The 18,581-nt window shown below is 67.3% G+C and carries 17 protein-coding genes, 1 pseudogene and 1 riboswitch; of the genes and pseudogenes, 13 read left to right on the top strand and 5 right to left on the bottom strand.

The window, feature by feature from the left end:
* Positions 1-100: 100 nt before the first annotated feature.
* From ON20_RS18325 to ON20_RS18290, 8 genes and pseudogenes are all read left to right on the top strand, one after another.
* Positions 101-520: a pyridoxamine 5'-phosphate oxidase family protein gene (locus tag ON20_RS18325; RefSeq protein WP_174361907.1), complete on the top strand. Its 420-nt coding sequence runs from the start codon at positions 101-103 to the stop codon at positions 518-520.
* An 86-nt stretch (positions 521-606) separates the two neighbouring features.
* Entirely contained in the window at positions 607-1,083 is a 477-nt protein-coding gene (locus ON20_RS18320) for a YybH family protein (protein WP_040837102.1), read from the top strand.
* 217 nt (positions 1,084-1,300) lie between these two features.
* Positions 1,301-1,645 carry a YciI family protein gene (locus tag ON20_RS18315; protein WP_040837101.1) on the top strand — a complete coding sequence of 115 codons (345 nt, stop codon included), beginning with the start codon at positions 1,301-1,303 and terminating at the stop codon, positions 1,643-1,645.
* Positions 1,642-2,862: an RNA polymerase sigma factor gene (locus ON20_RS18310; protein ID WP_040837099.1), complete on the top strand. Its 1,221-nt coding sequence runs from the start codon at positions 1,642-1,644 to the stop codon at positions 2,860-2,862. Before ON20_RS18315 ends, ON20_RS18310 begins: the two co-directional genes overlap by 4 nt.
* A pseudogene (locus tag ON20_RS18305) lies at positions 2,859-3,490 on the top strand (maleylpyruvate isomerase family mycothiol-dependent enzyme). Before ON20_RS18310 ends, ON20_RS18305 begins: the two are co-directional and overlap by 4 nt.
* Before the next feature lie 359 nt (positions 3,491-3,849).
* The gene (gene gdhA / locus ON20_RS18300) at positions 3,850-5,199 is read left to right on the top strand and encodes an NADP-specific glutamate dehydrogenase (RefSeq protein WP_040837097.1); all 1,350 of its coding nucleotides are present in this window, start codon (positions 3,850-3,852) and stop codon (positions 5,197-5,199) included.
* 6 nt (positions 5,200-5,205) lie between these two features.
* Positions 5,206-5,595 (top strand): hypothetical protein, encoded by a 390-nt coding sequence (locus ON20_RS41040; protein ID WP_245547303.1) that lies wholly within the window; start codon positions 5,206-5,208, stop codon positions 5,593-5,595.
* A 201-nt stretch (positions 5,596-5,796) separates the two neighbouring features.
* Positions 5,797-7,452, top strand: a complete 1,656-nt coding sequence (locus ON20_RS18290) for an alkaline phosphatase D family protein (protein WP_438803421.1) — start codon at positions 5,797-5,799, stop codon at positions 7,450-7,452.
* Between the two features lie 165 nt (positions 7,453-7,617).
* Here ON20_RS18290 and ON20_RS18285 read toward each other — a convergent pair whose 3' ends face one another.
* From ON20_RS18285 to ON20_RS18275, 3 genes are read right to left on the bottom strand one after another with little or no spacing between them, the layout of a single operon-like run.
* On the bottom strand, positions 7,618-9,081 hold the full coding sequence (locus tag ON20_RS18285; RefSeq protein ID WP_040837095.1) for a flavin-containing monooxygenase: 1,464 nt from the start codon (positions 9,079-9,081) through the stop codon (positions 7,618-7,620).
* Between the two features lie 48 nt (positions 9,082-9,129).
* A complete protein-coding gene (locus ON20_RS18280) occupies positions 9,130-10,176 on the bottom strand; it encodes a PDR/VanB family oxidoreductase (RefSeq protein WP_040837094.1) in 1,047 nt (348 codons plus the stop codon).
* Positions 10,177-10,187: 11 nt separating this feature from the next.
* Complete coding sequence (locus ON20_RS18275; protein ID WP_040837092.1) at positions 10,188-11,081, bottom strand: metal-dependent hydrolase; 894 nt, start codon at positions 11,079-11,081, stop codon at positions 10,188-10,190.
* A 98-nt stretch (positions 11,082-11,179) separates the two neighbouring features.
* On the opposite strand from ON20_RS18275, the gene ON20_RS18270 reads away from it, so the two are divergent.
* The gene (locus tag ON20_RS18270) at positions 11,180-11,794 is read left to right on the top strand and encodes a TetR/AcrR family transcriptional regulator (RefSeq protein ID WP_051162752.1); all 615 of its coding nucleotides are present in this window, start codon (positions 11,180-11,182) and stop codon (positions 11,792-11,794) included.
* 85 nt (positions 11,795-11,879) lie between these two features.
* Here ON20_RS18270 and ON20_RS18265 read toward each other — a convergent pair whose 3' ends face one another.
* A complete protein-coding gene (locus tag ON20_RS18265; RefSeq protein WP_040837089.1) occupies positions 11,880-12,212 on the bottom strand; it encodes a DMT family transporter in 333 nt (110 codons plus the stop codon).
* 2 nt (positions 12,213-12,214) lie between these two features.
* Positions 12,215-12,529: a DMT family transporter gene (locus ON20_RS18260; RefSeq protein WP_040837087.1), complete on the bottom strand. Its 315-nt coding sequence runs from the start codon at positions 12,527-12,529 to the stop codon at positions 12,215-12,217.
* 10 nt (positions 12,530-12,539) lie between these two features.
* Positions 12,540-12,606, bottom strand: a riboswitch (guanidine-III (ykkC-III) riboswitch).
* Positions 12,607-13,607: 1,001 nt separating this feature from the next.
* On the opposite strand from ON20_RS18260, the gene ON20_RS18255 reads away from it, so the two are divergent.
* The 4 genes from ON20_RS18255 (at position 13,608) to ON20_RS18240 (ending at position 18,580) form a co-directional block, all read left to right on the top strand.
* Positions 13,608-14,219: a DUF8020 domain-containing protein gene (locus ON20_RS18255; protein ID WP_040837249.1), complete on the top strand. Its 612-nt coding sequence runs from the start codon at positions 13,608-13,610 to the stop codon at positions 14,217-14,219.
* Positions 14,216-14,929, top strand: coding sequence for an LppU/SCO3897 family protein (locus ON20_RS33210; RefSeq protein ID WP_051162750.1), 714 nt, complete (start codon positions 14,216-14,218; stop codon positions 14,927-14,929). Before ON20_RS18255 ends, ON20_RS33210 begins: the two co-directional genes overlap by 4 nt.
* A gap of 237 nt (positions 14,930-15,166) precedes the next feature.
* The gene (locus ON20_RS18245) at positions 15,167-16,969 is read left to right on the top strand and encodes an FAD-dependent oxidoreductase (protein WP_051162747.1); all 1,803 of its coding nucleotides are present in this window, start codon (positions 15,167-15,169) and stop codon (positions 16,967-16,969) included.
* 333 nt (positions 16,970-17,302) lie between these two features.
* Positions 17,303-18,580: an MFS transporter gene (locus ON20_RS18240; protein ID WP_051162821.1), complete on the top strand. Its 1,278-nt coding sequence runs from the start codon at positions 17,303-17,305 to the stop codon at positions 18,578-18,580.
* The last annotated feature ends 1 nt before the right edge of the window (position 18,581 follow it).

Raw genomic sequence — 18,581 nt, 5'->3', positions numbered from 1 at the left:
AGAGCGCATCGACCTGAATCGTTCTCGGCGCGATGTCGGAATACGGCGACACTCCGAATGGTTGCCGGTATCGGTTCCCCGACCCTGAAAGGATCGTTCGATGCCGACGATGACCAGTGAAGAGCGCGAGGCGTTTCTGGCCGAACTCCACGTGGGGGTAATTGCCGTCGAACGACCGGACCGGGCGCCGCTGGCGGTGCCGATTTGGTACGCCTACGAGCCGGGTGGTGAGGTGGTCGTCTGGGTCGATACCGGGTCGGTGAAGGAGAAGTTGATCCGTGCCGCGGGCCGTTTCTCCCTGACCGCCCAGGTGGAGCAGGTGCCGTACCGGTATGTCACGGTGGAGGGCGCCGTCACCGGCATCGAACCGGCCACCGTCGAAACGGCGCGTCCCATTGCGGTCCGGTATCTCGGCGAGGCGGAGGGCACGGCCTACGCCGAGCAGAACATCCGGCCCGGCTCGATCCTCATCCGCATGCGGCCGCAGCGATGGCTGAGCACGGATTACTCGAAGGAGTGATGCCACCCGTCCGATGAGTTCTCGGGACGGGGGTGCGGCCCCGGAAGCCTTGACTTCAACCATTGTTGAGGTTTCAGGGTGGTGGTATGAACCAGAACGATGAGCAGAGCATCAGGGCCGCGCTGGCGGCGCATACCGACCTGTGGGTGCGCCACGAGATGGACCGTTGGGGTGAATATTTCACCGAGGATTCCGATTTCATCACCCATCGCGGAATCTGGTGGAGATCCAGACGGGAGAACGTGGCGGGGCACAAGGACGTCCCCGCCTCGGTGCTTCGGCAGAAGAAGAACTACTCACAGGAAATCGTGAGTATCCGAGAAGTCACACCCGAAGTGGCGCTCGTGCATACCCGGTGGAGGTGGCCCGAGCACGTATTGCCCGCAGCGGATATCGCGGAGGATCGCGCCGGTCTCATCACGCTCGTGATGGTCAAGCGGCAAGGAACCTGGCTGATCCGCGCGGCGCACAATACGAGGACGAACGGACTCGACGACTTCGCTTCGGAGAGCGCGGACGCTCCCGGCCGGCCGGGAACACCTCTCGGCGCCGACCGACAGTGAACTCCCGGCACCGCTACGACCCCCTGCGTCGGCGAGCATTCCGCCGCGACTCGGCCTGCCGTTTCGGCCCGGGACGGCCGGAGCCGGTGTCGGGTTTCGGTCGGCCGCGTGAGATGGCGCGACGACGGTCGCCAACGATCCGTCGCCAACTTCCGTCCCCCGGTTGTCGGATTCGGGGCACCGCCGATCGTCTAATGGGTGAAGGAGGTGAACCGGCATGAAATACGTGCTGATGTTCTGCGAGACGGAGCAGTGGGAGCGGGACTGGGAAGCGATGGACCAGGCCGAACGCGATCGCGGGTTCGCGCGGGTCCAGGAATGGTTGGCCGAGCACGCGGACAAGATCCTGCACAATCGCAAGCTGACCGGCCCGGAGACCGCGACCACCGTCCGGCTCGACGCCGACGGCGCCCCGTTGATCACCGACGGCCCGTTCGTCGAGGGTAAGGAGGTCGTCAGCGGATACGTGGAGGTCGAAGTCGCCGACCTGGACGAGGCGATCCGGATGGCTCGGACGTGGCCCGCGTGTCCACTGGTGGAGATCCGTCCGGTCCTGCTGTGACCGAAACCGACGCCGCACGGGTGCTCGCGGAGGTGGTGCGTGAGCACGGTAGCGCGTTGGCATCATCGTTGGTTTCGCTGCTGGGAGACTTCTCCGCCGCCGAGGACCTGGTCTCCGACGCGGTGGAGAAGGCGCTGCGGACGTGGCCGGTGGAGGGCATACCGCAACACCCGCGGGCGTGGTTGTTCACCGTGGCGCGTCGGCGCGGGCTGGACCTGCTGCGCCGGGACAGCGTCTACCGCGACAAGCTGCGGCAGTTGCACTGGCCCGTACCGGGCGAGGTGGACGACCGGCTGCGGCTGACGTTCACCTGCTGCCATCCCGCCCTGTCCCGCGAGGCACAGGTGGCATTGACCCTGCGCATGGTCTGTGGCCTGAGCACCGCCGAGCTCGCCAAGGCGTTCCTGGTGTCGGAATCGACCGTGGCGCAGCGCGTCACCCGCGCCAAACGCAAGATCGGCCAGGCCGGTATCCCGTATCGGGTGCCTCCCGACGACGAACTCGGGGATCGGTTGAGCGAGGTTCTCGCCGTGATCTATCTGCTGTTCAACGAGGGCTATCTCGCGACGGAGCACCCGGGCGCTCGTGATCTCGCGGGCGATGCCGAATGGCTGGCCTGCCTGACCGATCGGCTGCTTCCCGGCGAACCGGAGGTCATGGGACTGCTCGTGCTCATCAGGCTGCACCGCGCCCGGGCCGCCGCGCGTTTCGATGCCGGCGGCGGGATCGTCCTATTGCGCGATCAGGACCGGTCGCTCTGGGACCGCGCGGCGATCGACCGGGCGGTGCGGCTGCTGACCGACGCCGGCCGACTGCGCAGACCAGGCCCCTATCAATTGCAGGCGGCGATCGTCGCCTGCCACGCCGAGGCGCCGAGCTGGGAGGCCACCGACTGGCCACAGATCGTCATCCTGTACGACATGCTGCTGCGGCTGTCACCGTCGCCGGTGATCCGCCTACACCGTGCCATCGCCCTGGCCCGAACCGCCGGCGCATCCGCCGCCCTGGCCGCCGTGGACGAGCTGGCCCCGCGCCTGGGCGATTACCACCTGTTCCATGCCACCCGCGCCGAGCTCCTACGCGAACTCGGCCGCGACGAGGCCGCCCGCGCGGCCGACCGGCGCGCCCTCGAACTGACCCGCAACCCCGCCGAGCAGGCGCTGTTGGCGGAACGGCTCGACCGCCCGCGCACCCGAGACAGACAAGGAAGACCATGAACGTGACGACCGTGAACGTAATGGAGATGGCTCGCGCCGAGCGCGGAGATATCGCCGATCTGCTGGTGACACTGACGCCCAGCAGTGGGACGCACCGACACTGTGTGATGGTTGGCGGGTGCGCGACGTCGTCGCCCACATGATCAGCTACGACGACCTGGACGCGCTCGGTCTGGTGAAACGGTACGTGAAAGGCAGACTCGTCCACTCCAACCAGGTCGGGGTCGACGAACTCCGCGATCTGGACACCGACCGGCTGCTCGAGCGTTTCCGCGACCACCTGAACCCGCGGGGGTTGACCGCGGGTTTCGGCGGCATGATCGCACTCGTCGACGCCACCGTTCACCACCAGGACATCCGCCGTCCTCTGGAACTGCCGCGTGTCATTCCGCCCGAACGACTCCGCTACGTGCTTCAACGCACTCCCGGCAATCCCCGGCTGGGCGCATGGCGCCGCATCCGCGGGTTACGCCTGTGCGCAACCGACCTCGACTGGGCGACAGGCACCGGCGCCGAGGTGCGGGGACCGGGTGAAGCGCTGCTGATGGCCATGACGGGCCGCCGTGGCGTCGTCGGCGAGCTGTCGGGCCCCGGACAGCCGACGTTGGCGCGAAGACTGGCCGATTGAACCATCTGTCATGTGTCGATGCTCGCGAGGCGGACGTCCGGATCGGACCTGACTTGGCCGCCCGTGGCCGCGCGGGGCGGTCCGACTGTCCGACGGCACCGCAACCGGCCCGCCGATCACGGCGGGCCGGCGGTCGAGACCGGACGGAGCGGTATCGGTAAGGGTTTGCGGGGTGATGTGCCGCTCACCGAGAGGGGGAGCCTGCATGACGGGATCGCCGCCGGGTGGAGGATGGGCTTCGGAGCCGGGGACGCGTCGCCGCGGATAGCCGAGTTCCGAGGACGTGGACGACGTGCTGGGGCTCGGCCCCCGCTGGACGTGGGCCCGGCCGGTATGTATGAGGGACAGGAGAGCGGCATATGACCGTGATGGACGAGAAGTTACGCGATATCTATGACGAGGTGCTGCGACGTAACCCCGGTGAGATCGAATTCCACCAAGCGGTCTACGAGGTGTTGGGAAGCCTGGGACCGGTGGTGGCCAAGCATCCCGAATATGCCGACGCTGCGGTGATGCGGCGCCTGTGCGAACCGGAACGGCAGATCATCTTCCGGGTCCCGTGGGTGGACGACGCGGGCCGGGTACAGATCAACCGCGGCTTCCGGGTCGAGTTCAATTCGGCATTGGGCCCGTTCAAAGGCGGGCTGCGCTTCCACCCGAGCGTCTACCTGGGCATCGTCAAGTTTCTCGGTTTCGAGCAGATCTTCAAGAACTCGCTGACCGGTATGCCGATCGGCGGCGGCAAGGGCGGCTCGGACTTCGACCCCAAAGGGCGTTCCGACGCCGAGGTCATGCGGTTCTGTCAGGCGTTCATGACCGAGCTCTACCGCCATATCGGCGAGTACACCGACGTGCCCGCCGGTGATACCGGCGTGGGCAGCCGGGAGATCGGGTACCTGTTCGGCCAGTACAAGCGCATCACCAACCGCTATGAATCCGGGGTCCTCACCGGCAAGGGCCTGACCTGGGGCGGGTCGCAGGTCAGGCCGGAAGCGACCGGGTACGGGACCGTCTACTTCGTGAACGAGGTGCTGCGGGCGCGCGGCGACGGCTTCGAGGGGAAGAGGGTCGTGGTATCGGGGTCGGGCAATGTCGCCATCTACGCGATCGAGAAGGTCCAGCAGCTGGGCGGGACCGTGGTCGCCTGTTCGGATTCGGGCGGCTATGTCCTCGACGGCAAAGGTATCGACCTGGAACTGCTCAAGGACATCAAGGAAACGCGCCGGGAGCGCATCTCCGTTTATGCCGATGAGCGCGGTGGGGCAACCCGCTATGTCGCCGGCCACTCCGTCTGGGATGTTCCGTGCGATATCGCGCTGCCCTGCGCCACCCAGAATGAACTGAACGGCCGTGATGCCGCCGTTTTGGCGAAGAACGGATGCCGGGTCGTCGCCGAGGGGGCCAATATGCCCTGCACTCCGGAGGCGGTGCGGGTGCTCGCGGATGCCGGTGTGGTCTTCGCGCCCGGCAAAGCGGCGAACGCCGGTGGCGTCGCGACCAGCGCACTCGAAATGCAGCAGAACGCCTCCCGGGATTCGTGGACCTTCGAGCACACCGAGGAACGCCTCGCCGAGATCATGCGCAGTGTCCACGACCGCTGCCTGTCCACGGCCGAGGATTACGGTTCCCCGGGCAGCTACGTCGTCGGCGCGAATATAGCGGGCTTCATCCGAGTGGCCGACGCGATGCTCGCCCTGGGGCTCATCTGAGCCTCGATGCCGGAACGGGTTGTCGAAATCGCTTGCCGTCCACTGGGATCGGACGACCGTGGCGGTTCGCACGGCACCGGTGAGCGCGAAGGCCGCCTCGACCCCGAGGCGCCGGACGATCACACCCTGCTCGCGCGGTTGCGTCAAAAGGGCGGCGAACTGCTCGGCCGCCACCACGATGTCTCGCTGCTACTCCTGCACGATCTGCGCCGTATCCACCTCATGGCGGCCGGGGTCTCGCTGGACCGGGAGATTCTCGCCCAGTCCGCCCAGGCCCTGCGCGACGGCGAACTGCTCGCCGTCGCCCGGCGTTGCCACCCGCAGACGCTGCGTCAGATGCGCTGGGCCAACGCGAAACTCAAGGAAATCGCCCCGCAGGCCATCGTGTCCGCGTGAAGCGTGCTCACCGGTTCGCGCCGGTGGGGGACGGTTCGGCCCGCATCCGCACCGTTCGCGTCTATCCGACGGGATGAGGTGTTCGGCCACCGTGGACCGGCGCAGGCTCCGCCCGCGGCGACGGGAACGATGTGGTGCCGCGCGGCGAACGATATGAGCGCCGTTTGCTTTCCTCGAACCAATCGGATGGGATGGACATCCGTGACCGAAGACGCCGGTACCGCACATCTGGCTCGCGCGACCCGGGAATGGATACCCCGGCGCGCCCTGCTGAAGGGCAGCGCAGCCGCGACCGCCGCCGTCGCGTTGAGCGGTGCTCCCGCCCGAGCGCAGGGCCCGGTGTTCCGGCACGGTGTCGCCTCCGGGGACCCGCTGCCCGGCGGGGTGGTGATCTGGACGCGGGTCACTGTTGCCGAGGACGCGATCCCCGGTTCCGGTATCGGCGCACCCGCGGCGGTGCGGTGGGAGGTCGCCGCCGCGGAGGACTTCGGTTCGGTCGTCGCGAGCGGTTCGGTCAGCGCGTCGGCCGAGACCGACCACACCGTGAAGGTCGATGTGACCGGGCTGGAGCCGGACCGCTGGTACTTCTATCGGTTCACCGCCCTCGGCGCGAGCTCCCCGGTCGGCCGCACCCGCACCGCTCCCGCCGATTCCGACCGCCCGGAGCGGCTGCGTTTCGGGGTGGTGTCCTGCTCGAACTGGGAGGCGGGGTACTTCTCCGCATACCGGCACCTGGCCGACCGCGCGGACCTGTACGCGGTGGTGCATCTCGGCGATTACCTCTACGAGGACGCTCCCGGCGTCGGGGCGCCGCGCCGGCACGAGCCGCCGCACGAGATCATCACCCTGGCCGACTACCGGATTCGGCACGGACAGTACAAAACCGACCCCGACCTGCAGCGGCTGCACAGCTCGGTACCGTTCATCTGCACCTGGGACGATCACGAGTCGGCGGACAACTCCTGGTCGGGCGGCGCCGGCAATCACGATCCGGCGACCGAGGGCGACTGGTCGGTGCGCCGGGCGGGGTCGGCGCGGGCGTACCTGGAGTGGATGCCGGTGCGGGCGTCCCGGGTCGGCGCCGAGGTACGGCTCTACCGCAGACTGCGTTTCGGCACCCTGGCCGAACTGTCGATGCTGGACCTGCGCAGTTACCGCGACCAAGAGGCGTTCCCCGGCCCGGGGTGGCGTGCGGCGGACGATCCGACGCGCACCATCACGGGTCGGGCCCAGATGGAATGGCTGACCGCCGGTCTGGCTTCCTCGCCGGTGCGCTGGAACCTGATCGGCAATTCGGTGATGATCGCGCCGCTGGTGTTCCCGCCATTGGATCCGGCGACCACCGCGGCGCTCACCGAGACCATGGGCATCCCGCGTTCCGGACTGCCCCTCAACGGCGACCAATGGGACGGCTACACCGCGGATCGTCGCGCCCTGTTCGAGTCGATCGCCGCCGACCGCCGAGGTGATGTGGTGTTTCTGACCGGCGATATCCATTCCTCGTGGGCGGCGGACCTGCCGTTGGAGGCAGCGCACTACCCGACCGGGCCGACCGTGGGGGCGGAGTTCGTCGTCCCGTCGGTCACCTCGGCCGGTCCGGGCGAGTTGCTGAAGGCGCCGCCGCGCACGGCCGCGGTCGCGGTGGAGGAGACACTTCGAGGTGTCAACCGCCATCTGCGCTATGTGGAGTTGGACTCGCACGGCTACGGTGTCCTCGACGTCACCGAGGCGCGGGCCCGGATGGACTGGTTCTATCTCCACGACGTCACCGATCCGCGCTCCGGTGTCCGTCACGGCGCCGCGTTCACCGTCGCGTCGGGCGACCGGATCGCCCCTGCCCCGGGACCGCCCGCCTGAGCGTGCGGCGGCCATGGCGCCCGCCGCACTCGCCCGCGACTACCGTGAACCGGTCCTCGACACGGTGTTGGCCGAACCGGACCGCGCGCGGTTGAAGGACCGACCGGCCGCCGATGCCACCGAGGCGGTGGTGGCCGTCCTGTGCCGGCTCGCGCCCGATACCCGTCAGGCGCTCAGCTCGTACGCCTCGGTGTCGAAACGGCGGGTGCGGTGCCGGTATTCGAAACTCCAGTTGGGGTAGAGGCCGGCATTGCGCCCGTTGGGGGTCTGGTAGTAGCCGATACAGCCGCCGGTCACCCATACAGTGGATGTGCTGCGGCGTGCCATTTCCGCCAGGAACGCCTTCTGGAACCGCGGTTTCACCTCGAGTCGGCGGGCCGACCGGGTGCGTACCGTGGTCAGGGCGTCGACGATATAGGCGATTTGGGATTCGATCATGAAGATGGCGGACTGGTTACCCGCCGCGCCGAATGGACCGAGAGTGCAGAAGAAGTTCGGGAATCCCGCCAGGGTGGTGCCGAGATAGCTTTGTGGCTGTTCGCGGTACAGGTCGGCGACCGACCGGCCGTCGCGCCCGACGAACCGCTCGAACGCGCTGGGAAGTGAGGAGAAGCCGGTCCCGTGGATGATCGCGTCCACCGGGTATTCGGCGCCGCGCCGGGTCACGATCGAATGCGGCCGGATCTCGGCGATACCGTCGGTGACCACCTCGACATTGGGTCGGTCGAGGGCAGGTAGGTAGGCATCGGAGAAGATCGCGCGTTTGCAGCCGATCATGTAGTCCGGGGTGAGCGCCCGTCGCAGCTTCGGATTGCGCACCTGCCGCAGCAGTTGCAGCCTGCCGAGCAGTTCGAACGGATGCCGGAAACGTTTGTCGACGAACCCCACCAGGCCGAAGCTCTCGATGGCCAGGAACCAACTGCCGCGAATCGCCTTGCCCGCCACCGGGAACTGCCGCAGCAGCAGCCGTTCCAAACCCAGTGTGCGGCGGTCCATACGGGGCACGATCCACGGCGCCGACCGCTGGAACACGACCAGCTCGGCGACCCGGGGCTGGATCTCCGGGACGAACTGCACCGCGGAGGCACCGGTGCCGATGACCGCGACTCGTTTGCCGGTGAGGTCGTAGTCGTGATCCCAGTGCAGGGAATGGAAGGTTTTGCCCGCGAACGTGTCCAGGCCCGGCAGTTCCGGGTATTTCGCCTCGGCGAACAGGCCGGTGGCCGAGATCAGGAAATCGGCGGTAAGCCTGCCGCGGTCGGTATCGATACGCCAGAGCGAGCGGGACTCGTCCCAGCGCGCGTCCAATAATTCCGTGCGGTAGCGGATATGGCGTACGACATCGAACTTGGCCGCTACCGTACGGAGATAGTCGAGGATCTCGGCCTGTTTGCCGTAGGTGCGCGACCAGTTCGGGTTCGGGGCGAACGAATAGCTGTACAGGTGGGACGGCACATCGCAGGCGCAGCCGGGGTAGGTGTTGGCGCGCCAGGTGCCGCCGAGATCGTCGGCTCGCTCGAGGATGACCAGATCGTCGAAACCCGCCTCGCGCAGTTTGGTCGCGAGACCGATACCGCTGAAACCGGCTCCGACGATGACGATATGCCGGTGTTCGGTCGATGAGGCCATGCTTCGAGGGGTCCTTCCATCGGATGTGCAGGTCGATCCCGTGGGGTACTACAGGTCGATCACGAGTTCGTCGCCCGCCGCCCGCGAGACACAGGGCAGCATGTGTTCGGCGCGTTCGGTACCGGGCAGGGTCCGGTCCCGGTGATCGACTTCCCCGGCCAGGACCGCGGTTTTACAGGTGCCGCAGAAGCCCTGTCGACACGAGTAGAGGGCGTCGGGGATGACCCGTTGGATCGCGGCGAGCGTGGTCTCGTCGGCGCCGACCCGGATGGTGAGACCGGTCCGGGCCAGGGTGAGATCGAATTCGGATCCGTCGGTCACCGGTTCCGCGGAGAAGCGTTCGGTGTGCAGCGAGCCGGTCGGATTGACGGCGAACATGCTGCGCCGGGCCGCGTCGAGCATCGGCGGCGGGCCACAGACGTAGACGGCCGCGCCGGGTTCGGCGCGCCGGAGCAGCTCGGGGATATCGGGGATGCCGTATTCGTCGTCGGGCCGGATCTCGGCGGTGTCGGGGAGCTCGCCCAGGAACGGCATCGTCGCCCGGCTCCGGCCGACATAGACGAGGTGCCCGCGGTCGCCCGCCGCCCGCACCATCGGCAGGATCGGGGTGATACCGATACCGCCCGCGATGAACAGGTACGACGGCGCGTCCACGAAGGTGAACGCATTGCGCGGCCCCCGTGCGTGCAGCGGATCGCCGCGTCGGATGGCACGGTGCATCTCGATCGATCCACCGTCGCCGTGGGGGATGCGCCGCACCGCGAGCCGATAGCGTGACCGGTCGTCGGGGTCTCCGCACAACGAGTACTGCCGCTGCCTGCCGGAGGGAAGGAACAGGTCGATATGCGCTCCGGGCCGCCAGGTGGGCAGCGGCTCGCCGTTCGCCGCGCGGAGTGTGAAGCAGAGCACATCCGAGGCTTCGTCGCGCATATTGTCGACGACGAGATTCAGATGGAAACCGCTGCGGCGTACGGGATTCGAGCGCGATAGCAGCGGTGCGGTGCGGCCGGTGACGAAGATCCGGCGGTAGGCGCCCATGGCCGCGTCGAGGATCCGCAGGGCCGGGGGCGGGCTGATCTCCCTTGTTGTCGCCATGATCCCGTCTCTCAGTCCCGGTCCCCGCGGGCGGCGGGGGAATGAGCCAGGTAGCGCAGTGCCTTGTCCATCGGGCCGAGTTGGGATGGATGGAAGTTCCGCCGCAGATAACGCGGCATCTCGGTGAAGAACACCGTCCAGCTGGGGATTACGCCGCGGGCGGTGGCGTTGAGGAACTGTAATCCCCAGGACCGTCCTTTGTCCGGCGAGGGATCCTTGCGGTACAGGTATGCGGTGGACAGGATGAACAGCGGCAGCAGGGTGGCGCTCGCGAGCAGCGCGGTGCGGGCCCGGCGTGCGTAGCCGCCGTCGACATACATGTACGCGTCGTAGACGACGCTGCGGTGCTCGACCTCTTCGGCGCCGTGCCAGCGGACCAGGTCGAGCATGGCCGGGTGCATGCCCTTCTCTTCCAGAATGTTCGCGTTGAGCAGCCATTCGCCGAGAACGGCGGTGAAGTGTTCCATTCCGGCGAAGAGCCCGAGTCGCTCTTTGAGCCATTCCCTTTCGGCTCGGCCGGTGAGGCCGTGGTCGCCGAGGACACGGTCGACGAGCCAGGCCACCTTCGATACATACGAGTCCACGTCCAGCCCTAGGGCCTGCAGGCGCTTGCGGGCGGCTTCGTGGCTGTCGGCGTGCATGGCCTCCTGGCCGATGAAGCCCTGTACTTCCTCTCGCAGTCGCTCGTCGTCGATGTGGGGCAGTGCTTCCGCGAGGCAGCGGGCCATGGCCCGCTCGCCCTCCGGAAGGACCAGATGCATCACGTTGACGATATGGGTGGCGAGGACCTCGCCGGGGATGTAGTGCAGCGGAACGGTGTCGAAGTCGAAGTGCACGTCCCGCGGATTGATCGCGTGTGCTTCGTCGCGGTAGGTGCTCCGCGTCGGGTCAGCCGTCTCAGCCATGACCCGACCTTACAAAGCAACAAATCATATTGCAATGTTGTAGCAACATTTAGTTCAAGAATGTTGCAGGTGGCCCTCGATTTGCTAGGTTTGGAACCGTGACGGCCGCATCGACCACCTCAGTGAACCCGAAAGGCGGGGACGAAAGCATCGAATCACGCATCCTGGACGCGGCCCTGGTGCAGTTCGAACGAGTCGGTGTGAAGAAGACGACCATCGAGGACGTGGCGCGCCAGGCGGGCGTGGACCGGGTCACCGTATACCGGCGGGTGGGTTCTCGGGACGACCTGGTGCAGGCCGTGGTGAACCGTGAGGTCGGCTCGGTACTCGCCGAGGTGGCACAACTGGCCGACCGGCACGAGAACGTGGCCGATCTGGTCGCCGATATCTTCGTCACCGTCCTGTCCCGGTGGCGGGACCATCCCTTGGTGCAGCGGATGCTGACGATCGACCCCGAACGGGTCGTCGCGAAACTCACCACCGAGGGCTCGGAGGTCTTCGCGATGTGCGTCGCGACATCCGTGGCCGCGCTGGAGCACGCCGTCCAACGCGGCCTGCTGTCCGAGCTCCCGGATATGACCGCACGCATGGAGGTCGTCTGCCGTGTGGTGCACTCGTTCATCCTCACCCCCGGTGCCGCGGTGCAACTCGAAACGGCGGCGGAGATGGACGATTTCGCCCGGCGGTACCTGGTGCCGATCATCCTTCGGTGAATTCCGGACCTTTCGGATGCGTCGGCCGGTGAGCCACCCCGCCCGGCTCGGCGCCGGGACGCGCGGTGGCTCGCCGGCGATGGGACTACCGCTCGGAACGTTTGTCGGGTATCAGCTCGAGTCCCGCGACCGCCGCGATAATGCCGACGATGCACACGAGCTTGCCGAGTGTGACACTCTCGGTGCCGGTGAGCATGGCGTAGCCGACGGTCAGCGCCGCACCGACACCGGTCCACACGGCATAGGCGCTGCCGATCGGGATATGTTCGACCGCGCGTCCCAGGCCGACCATGCTCGCCGCCAAGGCCAGAACGAACACGACGGCCGCGACCGGCTCGGTCAACCCGTCGGATATGCCCAGGGCGGTCGCCCAGACGGCCTCGCAGACCGCGCTGGCCAGCAGAATGAGCCACGGCATGGTCAGCTCACCACCTTCAGCCCGACGATCGAGGCGATGAGCAGCAACAGCAGCAGCATCCGTATCCCGCTCGCGGGTTCGCGACCGGTGGCGATGGCCCACAACACGGTGAGCGTGGCGCCGATACCCACCCACACCGCATAGGCGGTGCCGGGTGGTAGACCGGTCATCGCCCAGGCCAGACCGGCCATACTGAGGACGAGCGCGACCACGAACACGATGGCGGGCTTCCAGCGTCGAAAACCCTCGGATGCGGACAGCGCGGCGGCCCACACCGCTTCCAGGACGCCCGCCGCGATCAAGATCAACCAAGCCATGACCGACTCCTTCGAGTCAGTCTTGTCGCGATGCGGGTACTGCTCCCTCGTCCGCGAGCCCTCCTGCCGGGCTCCACACCCGCCAACATATCAAAGCCGGGAAGAATTTCCCGTGGCGCCGGCGCCGCTCATCTCGTTCGGCCCGTCTTCGCCGTCACAGGGTGTCGGAGGAGAGCGGTCGTGATGGTCCGACCGATGTTTCGGCCGTCTCGGGCCGCTCGACCACGGAACGCGCACGCGTCCCGGCGGATTCGAACCCGCGATCTCCCGGAGGAGACAACCGCTCGAGATAACCGATCCGCTCCGGCCCGCCCTCCCGTGTATCACACTGCACTGTCCGGCGGGATCTCCTCTGGTTTTCTCCGGCGCCGACCCTGCCGGATACCGCTGCGCGCGTACGTGTTTCGTCGAGCACGGATACTCGTTGTCATGAGTCGGCCCACGCACCGGTATCGGGTTCGTGATCGGCACGGCATCCCGGGAGAGCATGATGGCCCGTCGCGTCGGCCCGGTTGCGGGTGGGCCTGTCCGAAGGCGAGCGGATCATAAAGATCGGGCCCGGGGAGCCACTGTGCGATGGGCGGGTCCGTGGGCCGATAGGGAGATGCGGTCGGCCGGTTCCGCGGTGCGGGCCCGGCGGGCGCGGTGGGGCCGGGTAGCGGACGGCGTGTCGACGGGAGGCCGTGCCCGATACCCCATTCGAAGGTATAGGGCCCGGGGCGTGCCGGCTGCGCTCACCCGGGCGGCGCCGAAACCGGACATTGTGCCCGTCCTGCCCGATTTATCGGGGCGGAACGCTACTCGCCGTGATCGATGTCACGTTCTCATGGGTCGGACGGAAATGCGCGGGAAGCGGATCGCGGGTGTATACACGATCGTGAAGTCGGATAAGTCGGCATTCGCCGGCGGTAGCGCTGATCAGCGCTTTTGTTTCGTCACTCATTTTCAATGAGAGAAATTCCTTCAAATTTTAAGTTGCCCAATTCTTTCCAATACTGGGTAAGGTCTGTGCGCGACGTAGGATTGCACGTCGTCCGGCCCCGCAAGCCGGTTTCATATGAGTAAGGAACTGAAGGTAATGAAGTTCGGCACTTTCGCTGCCACTGCTCTTCTGACCATCGCTGCTCTGGGGGTCGCCGCCGGTACTGTGCACGCCGATCCGGCGCCGGCACCAACCGAGCAGCTCCGGACCGAAGGCGTCGAGAAGGGGGTCGACTACGAGACCACCGTCGACCAGAAGACCGGTACCATCACCACCGCCGTCGAAGCCGGCCGCTTCGAACTCGCCCCCGACGGTGAACGCGCGATTCTGAAGGCCGACAACGGTGAGGTCGTCGCCGAGGTGCCGCTGACCTACGAGGTCTCCGGCAGCGAGGTCGCCGTCGCACACGAGATCAGCGACGACGGCCGCGAACTGGAGCTCACCCCCACCGTGACCGCCGAGGAAATCGGTGAGATGCGGGAAGTCGGCTCCATGTCGCAGCTCACCAACGAACTGCAGAAGAACGTCGTCGGTGTCGCGGTCGGCGCCATCGTGGGTGGTCTGCTCGGCGCGCTGATCGGCCTCGGCTTCCTCAGCATCATCACCGGGCCCATCGGGCTGATCGTCGGTGCCGTCGCCGGTGGGTACATCATGGGTGGACAGCCCTTCATCGACGCCGTCATGGCGGTTCTCCGCGGCGAGCCGTGACCGATACATCGTCCGAAACCCAGGAGCCGGCGCAGGCGTCACCGTCGCCCCGGGCTCGTCGTTCCCGTTTCGTCGTGATCGGGTTGGCGGTCGTCACGGCGGCGGTCGTCACGTCGATCATCCTGGCGATCGGTGTGGTGACACTGCTGGCCGCAACCGAGTCCTCCTCGGACGGCCGCAGCGCCCTGCCCGCCTCCGGCACCACCGGCGCATCGGTCGACACGTCGGTTCCGATTCAGCCGCCGCCGGTCGTGCAGGGCGCGCCGCCGGCTCTCGCCGACACCACCACAACGACCACCACCACCACCGAAAAGGCACCGTCTCTGGACAACAAGGAAGCCAAGGAGGCGCCGAAGAAGAAGGTGGAGGTCGGGCAGTGTATCGGTGACCTCGGCGGGCCCGAGATCGCCCCGGTGTCCTGCGGTAGCGCGGAATCCCGCTACCAGGTGGTCGGTAAGGGGCAGTGCCCGGGGGACACCGACTCCACGCACCGCGTCGGGGAGGAGACGCTGTGCCTGGATATCGACTGGGTCGTCGGCAGCTGTATGAGCCTCGACGGTGATCACCCCACCCGGATCGCCTGCGCCCCTGGTGCCGTGCGGGTGCTCAGTGTGCTGCGCAACACCGTCTCGGTGGAAACCTGTCCGTCGGCCGATCGCGGATTCGTCTACGACGAGCGCAAGTTCGTCGTGTGCTTCGCGAATCAATAGGGCACCCGGCCGATCCGGCATGCCGGCGTACCGGTCACCCGCGGTACGCCGGCATGACCCGACGGTGAAACCCTGATGTCTGTTCGGTTCTCCGGCGCCGTCGGTGTGGTCGGGACCGCCGGTCGGGGCGGAAAGCCGGCGGTATCGCCCGGGACGGTGACCAGATTGGCCGAAAGTGTCGATTTCGTGTCCGTTGGTGTGTCCTGTCGACGGGCTCACACCCCATAGCCTCTGCGTATGCCCTCCAGCCCTTCCTCGGACACCGGCATCGGCGCCGGGCCCGACCAGACGACCTACGACTACGACGTGCTCATCGTCGGCTCCGGATTCGGCGGTAGTGTGAGCGCGCTGCGCCTGACCGAGAAGGGGTACCGGGTCGGCGTGGTGGAAGCCGGACGGCGGTTCGCCGACCACGAATTCGCCAAGACATCCTGGCGCGCCGGTAAATATCTGTGGGCGCCCTGGCTCGGCTGCTACGGCATCCAGCGCCTCACCCTGCTGAAGGACACCTTCATCATGGCCGGCGCCGGGGTGGGTGGCGGATCGCTGGTCTACGCGAACACCCTCTACGAACCTCCGGACAAATTCTTCCACGACCGCCAGTGGGCGCATATCACCGACTGGAAGGACGAACTCGCCCCCTACTACGACCAGGCCAAACGCATGTTGGGTGTGACCACCAACCCGGCCACCACTCCCACCGATCGGGTGCTGCGCGAGGTGGCCGAGGACATGGGTGTGGCCGACTCGTACCAGCGCACCCCGGTCGGCGTGTTCTTCGGCGGACCGGGCGCGCGTCCCGGTGAGGACGTCCCCGACCCGTTCTTCGGCGGGGCCGGCCCGGACCGCCGTACCTGCACCCACTGCGGCGAATGTATGACCGGCTGCCGTCACAACGCCAAGAACACCCTGGTCAAGAACTATCTCTACCTGGCCGAGCAGGCCGGTGCGACCGTGCACCCGTTGACCACGGTCACCGACGTGCGGCCGCTGCCCGGCGGCGGGTACGCGGTGGAAACCGTCCGCACCGGTCGATGGATGTGCAAACGGCGTCGGGTGTTCACCGCCGAACAGGTGGTTTTCTCCGCCGCGTCCCTCGGCACCCAACGGTTGCTGCACGCCCTGCGCGATAAGGGTTCCTTGCCGAATATCTCCGGTTGGCTCGGCTACCTCTCGCGCACGAACTCCGAGGAACTGCTCTCCATCCGCAGTCGTGACAAGGACAACGACTTCACCAAGGGCGTGGCCATCACCTCCTCGATCCACCCCGATGACGACACCCATATCGAGCCGGTGCGCTACGGCAAGGGCAGTAATGCGATCGCGCTGATCGGCACCGTCATGGTCGACGAACAAGAAGGCATGTCCAAGCGCGGACTGTGGTTGAAGGAACTGTGGCGCAACCGCCGCGACCTGGCCCATATGCACAATCCGCGGCACTGGTCGGAACAGATGATCGGCCTGCTGGTGATGCAGTCGCTGGACAACTCCATCACCACCTACACCACACGCGGCCTGTTCGGTCGCAGGATGACGACCAGACAAGGTGAGGGCGCCCCGAACCCGACCTGGATCCCCGCCGGTCACGAGGTCGGTCGCCGGGTGGCCGCCAAGATCGACGGCATACCGACCGGCGCCACCAGCAGTATCTTCAATATCCCGATGACCGGGCATTTCATCGGCGGCTGTGTGATCGGCGACAGCTCGGAGACCGGCGTGGTCGACCCCTACCACCGGCTCTACGGACACCCCGGCCTGCACGTGATCGACGGGTCCACCATCTCCGCCAATCTGGGGGTGAACCCGTCGTTGACCATCACCGCCCAGGCCGAACGCGCGGTCGCCCTCTGGCCCAACAAGGGCCAGGCCGATCCCCGCCCGCCGCTCGGTACCGAATACCGCCGCACAGACCCCGTGGCCCCCGTGGCCCCGGTGGTGCCGGACACCGCGCCCGCGGCCCTGCGGTTGCCGCTGGTGCAGATCAACGGTCGCCGTCCAGAACCGGCGGAGCGCGCGGCCGGTAAGGGGGAGGCCAACTGATGCGACGCCGGTGATCCGTGGTCGGGAAACCGGCCGCGGACCACCGGATGCGCGGTCTGTTCCCCACTCCTCGTGAGCGCACTCACATTCGCGGAGGATTCGCTGGTCACGGTGTCTGTTCCCACCACCCCGACCGTTCGCCGACGTGCCGCTTTGTTTCGTGTCCCTGCCCGCCGGGAAAGAGAACTCCGGTAGACAGAACGTATCGAGGCAGCGCACAGTGGATCGATGCCGGTCGGGCGGGGCGATTCGGCGCGTGGAGAGGACATCGTCGTGACCGACCGCCCACAGCCGAACACATCGCAGGTTCGCAAATCGGTTGCCGCGTCCGCCATGGGCAACGCCACCGAATGGTTCGACTACGGTGTCTACGCCGCCACCGCCACCTACCTCACCGATGCCTTCTTCCCCGGTGAGCTCGGCACCCTGGGCACCATGCTCGGCTTCGCCGTCTCGTTCGTGCTGCGCCCGCTCGGCGGCATGGTCTGGGGTCCGCTGGGCGACCGGGTCGGTCGCAAGACCGTCCTGGCGACGACGATCCTGCTGATGGCCGCCGCCACCGGTCTGATCGGAATACTGCCGACCCATGCCCAGGTCGGGGTGCTCGCGCCGGTGCTGCTCATCCTGCTGCGGGTGGTCCAGGGCTTCTCCACCGGCGGCGAATACGGCGGCGCCGCCACCTACCTCGCCGAATGCGCCTCCGACCGCCGCCGCGGTTTCCTCGGCAGCTTCCTGGAGTTCGGCACCCTCGGTGGGTTCGTCGGCGGCTCCGCGGTGGTGTTGGGCTGCCAGCTGCTCGTCGGAACCGACGATATGCACGACTGGGGCTGGCGTATCCCGTTCCTGTTCGCCATTCCGCTGGGTCTGATCGGGCTGTACCTGCGGAGCAAGTTGGACGAGTCGCCGGTGTTCACCGAGGTGAACGAGGAAGCGCATCCGCCGGGCGGGCTGCGCGAGGTTCTCGTCACCTACCGGCGGGAACTGCTGACGCTCGGAGGTCTGGTGGTGGCGCTGAACGTCGCCAACTACACGCTGCTCACCTACCAGCCGACCTACCTGCGGAACACGATCGGTCTCGGCGAGTCCACCACCACGGCCATGATGCTGATCGGCCAGTTGGCGATGATGCTGTGCGTACCGTTCTTCGGCCGGCTGTCCGATCGCGTCGGCCGCCGTCCGATGTGGCTGTTCTCGCTGGTGGGCCTGATGGCGCTGGCCGTGCCGATGTACTGGCTGATGGGGCGGGGGACCGTGTGGGCCGTCATCGGCTTCGTCGTGCTCGGACTGCTGTACGTGCCGCAGCTGTCCACCATCAGCGCGACGTTCCCCGCGGTCTTCCCGACCCATGTGCGCTATGCCGGGTTCGCGTTGGGCTACAACATCTCGACCGCCGCGTTCGGCGGCACGGCACCGCTGGTGAACGAGGCGGTTATCGAGCAGACCGGCTGGAGTCTGTTCCCGGCCTTCTACATGGTGGGTGCGGCGGTGATCGGACTGGCCGCCTGGCTGTACCTGCGCGAGACCGCGGGGACGTCGCTGCGCGGTACCGAGGTTCCCGACGCGGCCGCCGACACCCCACCGCCGTCCGCTCCGAAGGAGGCGGTCGGCTGAG

It is taken from the genome of Nocardia brevicatena NBRC 12119 (genome assembly GCF_000308495.1).
Classification (GTDB): domain Bacteria; phylum Actinomycetota; class Actinomycetes; order Mycobacteriales; family Mycobacteriaceae; genus Nocardia; species Nocardia brevicatena.
The sequence above is the reverse complement of the archived record's forward strand: the minus strand, read 5'-3'. Positions and strand labels throughout refer to the sequence as shown.

What these genes read in the sequence shown, in the direction of transcription:
- ON20_RS18325 (WP_174361907.1), top strand. Translation starts at nt 101, where the DNA reads ATGCCGACGATGACCAGTGAAGAGCGCGAGGCGTTTCTGGCCGAACTC.
- ON20_RS18320 (WP_040837102.1), top strand. Translation starts at nt 607, where the DNA reads ATGAACCAGAACGATGAGCAGAGCATCAGGGCCGCGCTGGCGGCGCAT.
- ON20_RS18315 (WP_040837101.1), top strand. Translation starts at nt 1,301, where the DNA reads ATGAAATACGTGCTGATGTTCTGCGAGACGGAGCAGTGGGAGCGGGAC.
- gdhA (WP_040837097.1), top strand. Translation starts at nt 3,850, where the DNA reads ATGACCGTGATGGACGAGAAGTTACGCGATATCTATGACGAGGTGCTG.
- ON20_RS41040 (WP_245547303.1), top strand. Translation starts at nt 5,206, where the DNA reads ATGCCGGAACGGGTTGTCGAAATCGCTTGCCGTCCACTGGGATCGGAC.
- ON20_RS18285 (WP_040837095.1), bottom strand. Translation starts at nt 9,081, where the DNA reads ATGGCCTCATCGACCGAACACCGGCATATCGTCATCGTCGGAGCCGGT.
- ON20_RS18280 (WP_040837094.1), bottom strand. Translation starts at nt 10,176, where the DNA reads ATGGCGACAACAAGGGAGATCAGCCCGCCCCCGGCCCTGCGGATCCTC.
- ON20_RS18275 (WP_040837092.1), bottom strand. Translation starts at nt 11,081, where the DNA reads ATGGCTGAGACGGCTGACCCGACGCGGAGCACCTACCGCGACGAAGCA.
- ON20_RS18265 (WP_040837089.1), bottom strand. Translation starts at nt 12,212, where the DNA reads ATGCCGTGGCTCATTCTGCTGGCCAGCGCGGTCTGCGAGGCCGTCTGG.
- ON20_RS18260 (WP_040837087.1), bottom strand. Translation starts at nt 12,529, where the DNA reads ATGGCTTGGTTGATCTTGATCGCGGCGGGCGTCCTGGAAGCGGTGTGG.
- ON20_RS18255 (WP_040837249.1), top strand. Translation starts at nt 13,608, where the DNA reads ATGAAGTTCGGCACTTTCGCTGCCACTGCTCTTCTGACCATCGCTGCT.
- ON20_RS18245 (WP_051162747.1), top strand. Translation starts at nt 15,167, where the DNA reads ATGCCCTCCAGCCCTTCCTCGGACACCGGCATCGGCGCCGGGCCCGAC.
- ON20_RS18240 (WP_051162821.1), top strand. Translation starts at nt 17,303, where the DNA reads ATGGGCAACGCCACCGAATGGTTCGACTACGGTGTCTACGCCGCCACC.